Origin of the sequence: Kitasatospora sp. NPDC056783, assembly GCF_042789895.1 — a bacterium.
GTDB lineage: Bacteria > Actinomycetota > Actinomycetes > Streptomycetales > Streptomycetaceae > Kitasatospora.
Window position 1 is genome coordinate 1 of the sequence record NZ_JBHUAF010000329.1, and the last position, 9838, is coordinate 9838.

The window sequence follows — 9838 nt, forward strand, 5'->3', positions numbered from 1 at the left end:
GCACCCTCCGACCACCCCGCACCGTCGGCCGCCGCCGAGAAGGACTTGCACCGCCCGTCCGGCGACCCCACCCGCTGCCGCGAGAACTCCACGAAGGTGCGGGGAGTGGCCATGATCGTGACCCCCGCCGCCAGGGCGAGCGGGCATTCGTCGGTGCGCAGCGCCTGCGCCGCGAGGTGCAGCGCCACCAGCGAGGACGAGCACGCCGTGTCCACCGTCAGCGTCGGGCCGGTGAACCCGAAGGTGTAGGAGACCCGGCCGGACAGCACGCTGGGCGCGCCGCCGGTGAGCACCAGGCCTTCGACCTCGGCCGGCGTCTCCTCGATGGAGGGGCCGTACTCGTGGCTGCTGGAGCCGACGAAGACACCGGTTCGGCTGCCGTGCAGCGAAGCCGGATCGATGCCGGCGTGCTCGAAGGCCTCCCACGCCGTCTCCAGCAGGATGCGCTGCTGCGGGTCCATCGCGAGCGCCTCGCGCGGCGAGATGCCGAAGAAGCCCGCGTCGAACTCGGCTGCGTCGTAGACGAATCCGCCCTCCCGGGTGTAGCTGCGGCCGAAGGCCTCCGGGTCCGGGTCGTACAGCCGGTCGAGCTCCCAGTCGCGGTCGGTCGGCAGTCCGCCGATCGCGTCGACGCCGTCGCTGACCAGTCGCCACAGGTCGTCCGGCGAGGCGACCCCGCCGGGGAAGCGACAGGCCATGCCGACAACGGCGATGGGCTCGTTCGCCTTGCGCTGCACCTCGTCGAGCTGCCGCCGCGCGTCGCGCGCGTCGGCGATCGATCGCTTGAGGTATTCGCGGAGCTTGGATTCGTCGGACACGCGAGGTCACTCCCCTGGTGTGGTCAGGTTCGGCGGTACGAGGGAACAGCGGCGGTCTTCGAGGCAGGCCCTACGGCCGCTCCTGGTCGACCAGGGCGAACAGCTCGTCGTCGGTGGCCGCGTCGAGGTCGGTGTCGGGCTCCCCGTCCTCCGCGGCACCCGCGGCCTGGCCGGCCTCCGTCGGCACCGCCACGGCGTCAAGCAGTTCCCGCAGCCGGGCGGCCACCCGCTGCCGGGCCGTCTCGTCGCCGAGGACGTCCGGCAGGTGGTCGCCGACCGCCCGCAGGCCGGCCATGACGGGTGCCTCCTCCGGGTCGGGCAGGTCGAGCCGGCCGAGGAGGTGGTCGGCGACCAGGGCGGGACTCGGGTGGTCGAAGACCATGGTCGCCGGGATCCGCAGCCCGCTCAGGGCGGCCAGCCGGTTGCGCAGTTCGACCGCCGTGAGCGAGTCCACGCCGAGTTCCTTGAAGGCGCGGGCGTCCCGTACCGGCACCGGGTCGGTGTGGCCGAGCACGGCGGCGACCTGCGCGGTGACCAGGTCGAGTAGGGTGCTGCGCCGCTCCGCGGCGGAAAGCCGGGAGAGTCGGGCGACCAGGGATTCGGCTCCCCCGTCGCCGCCGGCCGCCGCGCGGCGGACCACCGTGGTGCGCACCAGGTCCCGCAGCGGCGCCGGGACGGCGTCGGGATCGGCGCGCAGCGCCCGGGTGTCGAGCCGGGCGGGGACCACGACGGGTTCGCCGGCCGACAGCGCGGCGTCGAACAGGGCGAGCCCCTCCGCCGAGCCCATCGGCACCAGCCCGCTGCGGACCATCCGGGCCCGGTCCGCCTCGGCGAGGTGTCCGGTCATCCCGCTGGCCTGCTCCCACAGGCCCCAGGCGAGCGAGGTCGCGGCCTGTCCCCGGGCCGCGCGGTGGCGGCTGAGCGTGTCGAGGAAGGTGTTGGCGGCGGCGTAGTTGGCCTGCCCCGGCGCGCCGTTGACGCCGGCGATGGAGGAGTAGAGGACGAACGCGGCCAGGTCGAGGTCCCGGGTCAGCTCGTGCAGGTGCCAGGCCGCGTCGATCTTGGGCCGCAGCACCCGGTCGATCTGTTCGGCGGTGAGCGCGGTGAGCACGCCGTCGTCGAGGACGCCGGCCGCGTGGACGACGGCGGTGAGCGGGTGCTCGGCCGGGACACCGTCCAGCACCGCGGCCAGGGCCGTACGGTCGGCGATGTCGGCGCCGGCCACGGTGACCTCCGCCCCGGCCGCGGTGAGCTCGGCGACCAGGTCGCCGACCCCGGGCGCCGCCGAGCCGCTGCGGCTGACCAGCAGCAGGTGCCGCACGCCGTGGCGGTGGACCAGGTGACGGGCGAGCAGCCCGCCGAGCAGGCCGGTGGCCCCGGTGATCAGGACGCTGCCCTCGGGGTCGAGCGCGGGCGTGACGGTCAGCACGTTCTTGCCCACGTGCCGGGCCTCGCGCAGGTGCCGGAAGGCGTCCTTGGCGCGGCGGACGTCCCAGGCCCGGACCGGGGAGAGGGTCAGCGCGCCCACCCGGAACAGCTCCAGGACCTCGCGCAGCATCTGTCCGATCCGCTCCGGCCCGGCGTCGACCAGGTCGTACGCCCGGTAGGCGACTCCGGCGTGGTCGCGCGCCACGTCGGCGGCGGCGCGGATGTCGGTCTTGCCCATCTCGACGAAGCGGCCGCCCGGCACGGTGAGCCGCAGCGAGGCGTCCACGTACTCGCGGGCCAGCGAGTTGAGCACCACGTCCACCCCGCGCCCGTCGGTGGCGGTGCGGATCCGCTCCTCGAAGTCGAGGGAGCGCGAGGAGGCGCGGTGGGCCTCGTCCAGACCGAGGTCGCGGAGCACGGCCTGCTTGGCCGGGCTGGTGGTGCCGTAGACCTCCGCGCCCAGGTGGCGGGCGAGTTGGACGGCGGCCATCCCGACGCCTCCGGTGGCCGCGTGGATCAGCACCCGTTCGCCGGCCTTCAGCCCGGCGAGGTCGACCAGCCCGTAGTAGGCGGTCAGGTGGACCACCGGGATGGACGCGGCCTCGGCGAAGGTCCAGTCCTCGGGCATCGGGGCGATCATGCGCCGGTCGGCGACGGCCACCGGGCCGAAGGCGTGGAAGAACATCCCCAGCACGCGGTCCCCGGGGGCGAACTCGGTGACGTCGGGGCCGACTTCGGTGACGATGCCGGCGCCCTCGCTGCCGAGGACGATCTGCCCCGGGTACATGCCGAGGGTCATCAGGACGTCCCGGAAGTTCAGCCCGCCGGCGCGCACCGCGACCCGTACCTGACCGGCCTCCAGCGGACGGTCGGCGGCGTCGCCCGGCACCAGCGCCAGGCTGTCCAGGGTCCCGGCCTCGGGGATCTCCAGCCGCCAGGCGGGTGCGTCCGGCACCGGCAGGGCGGGCCGGCTCGCGGCCGGGACCAGCCGGGGCACGAACAGCTCGGCGCCGCGCAGCACCAGCTGCGGCTCCCCGGAGGCCAGCGCGGCCGGCAGCAGCCGGGCAGCGGCCTCGCCGTCCAGGTCGATCAGCCGGAACCGGCCGGGGTTCTCCGTCTGCGCGGTCGCCAGCAGGCCCCACACGCCCGCCTGGGCGAGGTCGGCGGTGAGGGCGTCGGCGGTCACCACCACCAGCTCCGTCCCCTCCAGCCGCTCGTCCGCGAGCCAGCTCCGGAGCAGCTCCAGGGTGCGGTGCACGGCCTGGCGGGCCCGGTCGGCCGGGTCCGGACCGTCGGGTACGGCCACCGGGGCCAGCACGGCGGCCGGCCGGTGGCCGGCCCCGGCCACCGCGGCCGGGTCGGGGTGGGTCGCGGGCGCGTCGAACCCCGCAGGCCACCAGGCGGGCAGGTCGCCGAGGACGGACCAGTCGGCCGCCTCCGGCTCCTGCGGGCCGGGCCGCAGCGGGACCAACTCCACGAGGTGCAGCGCGTCGGGAGTGCCCGCGGCGGCGGCCGACGCCTCCCGGGCGGCGGGCCGCAGTACCAGGGAGTCGACCGTCAGCACCGGGGCGCCGGTGCCGTCGGCGACCGCCACGGCGACCGCGTCGGGCCCGGCCGGGCTGAGCCGCACCCGGATCCGGGTGGCCCCGGAGGCGTGCACGCGCACGCCGCGCCAGGCGAACGGCAGCCCGCCGTCGCGGTCCTCGGCGAGCAGCAGGGGGTGCAGTCCGCTGTCGAAGAGCCCCGGGTGCACCAGGTGGCCGGCGGCGTCCGCCGTGTCCAGCGCGGCCTCCGCGTAGAGCTCGGCGCCGTGCCGCCAGAGCCGGGTCAGGCCCTGGAAGCTCGGTCCGTACCGGAAGCCGTCGACGGCGAGCCGCTCGTACGCCCCGTCGAGGTCGACCTCCACGGCGCCGGCCGGCGGCCAGGCGCGCAGCTCGACCGGGGCGCCGCCGACCGAGCCGAGCACGGCCTCGACGTGGTCGCTCCACGGCGGGGCGGCGGCGTCGGTCTCCGGGCGGGAGTGGACGGTGACCTGGCGGCGGCCCTCCTCGTCGGCCGGGGAGACCACGGCCCGGACCGACACGCCGCCGCGCTCGGGCACGACCAGCGGCGCGGTGATGGTCACCTCCTCCAGGCAGGGCGCGCCGACCCGGTCGCCGATCGCGGTGAGCAGCTCGGCGAAGGCGGTGCCGGGCAGCAGGACGCGGTCGAAGACGGTGTGGTCGGCCAGCCAGGGCACGGCGGCCAGGGTCAGGCGTCCGGTCAGCACCAGTCCGCCGTCCGGCAGGTCCACGGCGGCCCCGACCAACGGGTGGCCGGTGCCGGCGAGGCCGGCGGCCGAGACGTCGGTGTCGGGGCCGGCCGGGTCGAGCCAGTACCGTTCCCGCTGGAACGGGTAGGTCGGCAGCTCGACCGCCGGGCCCCCGACGCCCTCGAAGCAGCGGGTCCAGTCCACCGGGACGCCGTGGACGAAGAGTTCGGCGACGCCGGCGAGGAACTGGTCCAGCCCGCCGCGGCGGCGGCGCAGCGAGCCGGTCACCACGGCACCGGCCCGGTCGGCGTGCTCGGCCCGGTCGCGGATGCCGACGGTGAGCACCGGGTGCGGGCTGCACTCGACGAAGACACCGTGCCCGGTCGCCAGCAGCTCGCCGACCACGTCGTCGAGGCGGACGGTGCGGCGCAGGTTCTCGTACCAGTACTCGGCGCCCATCCCTGCGGTGTCCTGCGGCCGCCCGGTGACGGTGGACCACATCGGCACGCCGCCGGAGACGGGGGCGAGGTCGCGCAGTTCGGCCAGCAGCCGGTCCCGGAGCGGTTCGACCTGGGCGGAGTGCGAGGCGTAGTCCACCGGGATCCGGCGCACCTCGACGCCGGCCGCGAGCAGTTCGGCCTCGAAGCCGTCCAGCGCCTCGATCCAGCCGGAGACCACGGTGGCCCGCGGCCCGTTCACCGCCGCCACCGAGAGCTGTCCGTTCCGGCCCTCCAGGGCCTGCGCCACCTCGTCGGCGGGCAGCGGGACCGACAGCATGCCGCCGGAACCGGCCAGTTCGGTCAGCGCCCGGCTGCGCAGGACGACGATCCGCGCGGCGTCCGCGAGGGAGAGCCCGCCGGCCACGTGGGCCGCCGCGATCTCGCCCTGGGAGTGCCCGATCACGGCGTCCGGGCTCACGCCCCAGGAGCGCCACAGAGCCGCCAGCGAGACCATCACCGCGAACAGCGCGGGCTGCACCACGTCCACACGCTCCAGGGACGGCGCGTCCGGCGTCCCGGCCACGGCGTCCAGCACCGACCAGCCGGCGAGTTCGCCGATGACCCGGTCGCAGGCACGCATGGACTCGGCGAACGCCGGTGCGGTGTCGAGCAGTTCGGTGGCCATGCCGAGCCACTGGGAGCCCTGGCCGGGGAAGACGAAGACCACGTCATCGGGCTGTTCGCCGCGCTCGCCGACCACCGCCCGGCGGTTCGGCTCCCCGGCGGCCAGCGCCCGCAGCTGGGCGCGCAGTTCCTCGGGCTCCCCGCCGATCACGACCGCGCGGTGCTCGAAGAGCGAACGGGTGCCGAGCAGCGAGCTGCCGACCCGGGCCGGCTCGTCCACCGGCCAGTCGGCGAGCCGGGCCGCCTTGTCGCGCAGGGCGGCGGCGCTGCGGGCGGAGAGCACCCAGGGCACCACGGCGGGCGGCGTACGGTCGGCCTGCCCGGCCTCCCCGACCGGTTCCCCGACTGGTTCCCCGGCCGAAGACTCGACCGGGGCCTGCTCGACGATCACATGGGCGTTGGTGCCGCTGATGCCGAAGGCCGAGACGGCGGCCCGCCGGGTGCCCTCGTGCCAGGGGCGGCTGTCGGAGAGCAGCTCGACCGCGCCCGAGGTCCAGTCCACGTGCGGGGACGGCTGGTCGGCGTGCAGGCTCCGGGGCAGCACGCCGTTGCGCAGCGCCATCACCATCTTGATCACACCCGCCACACCGGCAGCCGCCTGGGTGTGCCCGATGTTCGACTTCACCGAGCCGAGGTACAGCGGACGGTCGGCCGGCCGGTCCTGCCCGTAGGTGGCGAGCAGCGCCTCGGCCTCGATCGGGTCCCCGAGCCTGGTGCCGGTGCCGTGCGCCTCGACCACGTCCACGTCCCGGGTGGTGAGGCCCGCGTTGGCCAGCGCCTGACGGATCACCCGCTGCTGGGACGGCCCGTTGGGGGCGGTCAGGCCGTTCGACGCGCCGTCCTGGTTGACGGCGGTGCCGCGCACCACCGCCAGCACCTGATGGCCGTTGCGCCGGGCGTCCGACAGCCGCTCCAGGACGAGCACGCCGACGCCCTCGGACCAGCCGGTGCCGTCCGCGGCGGCCGAGAACGGCTTGCACCGCCCGTCGGGCGACAGGCCGCGCTGGCGGGAGAACTCCACGAAGGTGCCGGGCGTCGACATCACGGTGACGCCGCCGGCCAGGGCCATCTCGCACTCCCCCGCCCGCAGGGCCTGGGCGGCCAGGTGAACCGCCACGAGGGACGAGGAGCAGGCGGTGTCGACGGTGATCGCCGGACCGGTCAGGCCGAAGGTGTAGGACAGCCGGCCGGAGAGCACGCTGCCGGTGTTGCCGGTCAGCAGGATGCCCTCCAGGTCCTCGGGCATCCGGTCCACGCTCGGCGCGTAGTCGTGGTACATCTGCCCGGCGAAGACGCCGGTCCGGCTGCCGCGCAGTTCGGCCGGGTCGATCCCGGCCCGCTCCAGCGACTCCCACGCCGTCTCCAGCAGCAGCCGCTGCTGCGGGTCCATGCCGAGCGCCTCGCGCGGCGAGATGCCGAAGAAGCCCGCGTCGAACTCGGCCGCCCCGTACAGGAATCCGCCGCCGGTGGCATAGGTGTGTCCGGGCCGCTCGGGGTCCGGGTCGTAGAGGTCGGCGGGCCAGCCGCGGTCCTCCGGGAAGCCGGAGATCGCGTCGCGCCCCTCGGCCACCAGCCGCCACAGCTCCTCCGGGGAGTCCACCGCACCCGGGTAGCGGCAGGCCATGCCGACGATGGCGATCGGCTCGTCCGGCCGGACCGGCGCGACCGGTGCCGAGGCCGCGGTACCGGCGGGCTCGCCAACCAGCCGGGCCAGCAGGTGGCCGGCCACCTCCCGGGGCGTCGGGTAGTCGAAGACCAGGGTGGTCGGCAGCTTCGCACCGACCGCGGTGGAGAGGCCGTTGCGCAGTTCGACGGCGGTCAGCGAGTCGAGGCCGAGGCTCTGGAAAGTGCGCTTCACATCGAGCGCCTCGGGGTCGGCGTGGCCGAGCACGCCGGCCGTGGCGTCCCGGACCAGCTTGATCAGCGCGGCCTCCCGGTCCGCGGCGGACAGGGCGGCGGCAGGCAGGGCCGTGGTGGACAGCGGGCCGCCACCGGCGATCCGCCGTCCCGGGGCCCCCGTCCGCACCAGGCCACGCAGCAGCGGCGGCACCTCGCCGGCCGGCACGGCGGCCGGATCGAAGCGCATCGGCACGACCAGCGCCCGTTCCTGACGCACCGCCAGGTCGAACAGGCCGACCCCGGTGTCGTGCGGCAGCGGCAGCACGCCGGCCCGGGCCATCCGGGCGAAGTCGGCACCGCTCATGGACTCGGCCATGCCGCCGGCGGGTTCCCACAGGCCCCAGGCGAGCGAGGTGGCCGGCAGGCCCTCGCGGACCCGGAGCGCGGCCAGGGCGTCGAGGAAGGTGTTGGCGGCCGCGTAGTTGGCCTGCCCGGCGGCACCGATCTGGGCCGAGATCGACGAGTAGAGCACGAAGGCGGTCAGCCCCAGCTCCCTGGTCGCCTCGTGCAGCGCCCAGGCGGCGTCGACCTTGGGGCGCAGCACCGTGTCGAGCCGCTCCCCGGTCAGGGAGGTCACGGTGCCGTCGTCCAGCACACCGGCGGCGTGCACGACGGCGGTGAGCGGGTGCTCGGGCGGCAGGTCGCCCAGGACGGCGGCCAGCGCCGAGCGGTCGGCGGCGTCGCAGGCCACAACGGTGGCCTCGGCCCCCTCCTCGGCCAGTTCCGCCCGCAGCCGGGCCGCCGAGGGCGCGGCCGGGCCGCTGCGGCTCAGCACCAGCAGGCGGCGGACGCCGTGGACCCGCACCAGGTGGCGGGCCAGGGAGGCGCCCAGCTCGCCGGTGCCACCGGTGAGCAGCACCGTCCCCTCCGGACCGAAGGCCGGCTCCGGTGCGTCGGGCTCCGGCGCGTCGGGCTCCGGCGCGTCGGGGGCGGGCGCTTCGGCGGCGGGCGCGAGCCGCGCCAGCCGGGGGGCGAGCAGCGCGCCGCCGCGCAGCGCGAGCTCAGGCTCCGCCGAGTCCGGCACCGCGGCCGGGTCGGGACGGCCGTCCGGGTCAGGCCGACCGTCCACGGCGACGATCCGGAACCGGCCCGGGTGCTCGGTGCCCGCCGACCTCAGCAGCCCGCGCACCCCGGCGGCCGTCACGTCGCCCTCGTCGAGCAGGAAGACCAGGCAGGAGTCGGCGAACCGCTCCTCGGCCAGCCAGCCCTGCACCAGGCGCAGGGCGTTCGCGGTCAGCTCGTGGGTCGCGGCCACGGTGTCGGCACCACCGGCGGGCACCGTCACCACGGTGAGCGGACGGACCGGGCCGGACAGCTCCGCCGGGTCACCGTCCCAGGGCAGCGGGGCCCACCGGCCGGGGTCCGCCACGGGGGCCTCGACCGGCACCCAGTCGACGTGGAAGAGGTGGTCGGCGCGGGGGTCGGCTGCAGCGCGCGCCGCACGCCAGGTCAGCGCCTCGACGGTGACCACCGGACGGCCCTCGGCATCGGCGAGCCGCAGCCCGACCAGGTCCGGGCCGATCGGGGTGATCCGCACCCGCAGCCGGTCGGCACCGGTCGCGTGGACCTCCACGCCCTGCCAGGCGAACGGCAGCACGCCCGGCCCGTCCTGGCGCACCGCGCCCGGCAGCCACGGGTGCAGGGCCGCGTCGAGCAGCGCGGGGTGAACGACGAACGGGTCGTCCGTGCGGCGGACCTGGAGCTCGACCTCGGCGCAGATCTCGTCGCCGGCCTGCCAGAGCCGGCGCAGGCCCCGGAAGGCCGGGCCGTAGGCGTAGCCGTGCTCGGCGAGGCGGTCGTAGACGTCCGCCGTGTCGATCTCGACGGCACCGGGCGGAGGCCAGGCGGCGGCCCCGTCGGGGGCGTCCGGGGACTCGGACGACGTCGCGGAGGCGCGGCCGAGCACGCCACTGGCGTTTCGCGTCCAGGGGTTCTCGGCGCCGACGGCCGTGGCGGTCCCGTTGCCGTTGCCGTTGCCGTTGCCGTTGCCGTTGCCGGCAGTGTTGCTGCCGACGCGCGAGTCGACAGCGATGTCCCGGCGCCCGGCGGCGTCGGCGGCCGAGACGGTCACCCGGACCAGCGCCGCGCCGTGCTCGGGCAGGGCCAGCGGCGAGGTCACCGTCAGGTCCTCGACCCGGGGCGCGCCCACCCGGTCACCGGCGGCAACCGCCAGCTCCACGAACGCGGCACCGGGCAGCAACAGGCCGCCGGGGACGACGTGGTCGGTGAGCCAGGGGTGGGTGGACAGGGAGATCCGACCGGTCAACACCAGCCCACCATCGGGCAGTTCGACCGCCGCCGCGAGAAGCGGATGCCCG

2 protein-coding genes are annotated in these 9838 nt (G+C 76.2%); both read right to left on the reverse strand.

What is annotated here, in order from left to right; genetic code table 11:
* Window positions 1-818: beta-ketoacyl synthase N-terminal-like domain-containing protein (locus tag ACFRMQ_RS31985; RefSeq protein WP_380734222.1), on the reverse strand; the 818-nt coding region annotated here is incomplete at its 3' end.
* A gap of 70 nt (window positions 819-888) precedes the next feature.
* Window positions 889-9838, reverse strand: an 8950-nt coding sequence (locus ACFRMQ_RS31990; protein WP_380734223.1) for an SDR family NAD(P)-dependent oxidoreductase, incomplete at its 5' end; no start/stop codon positions are given.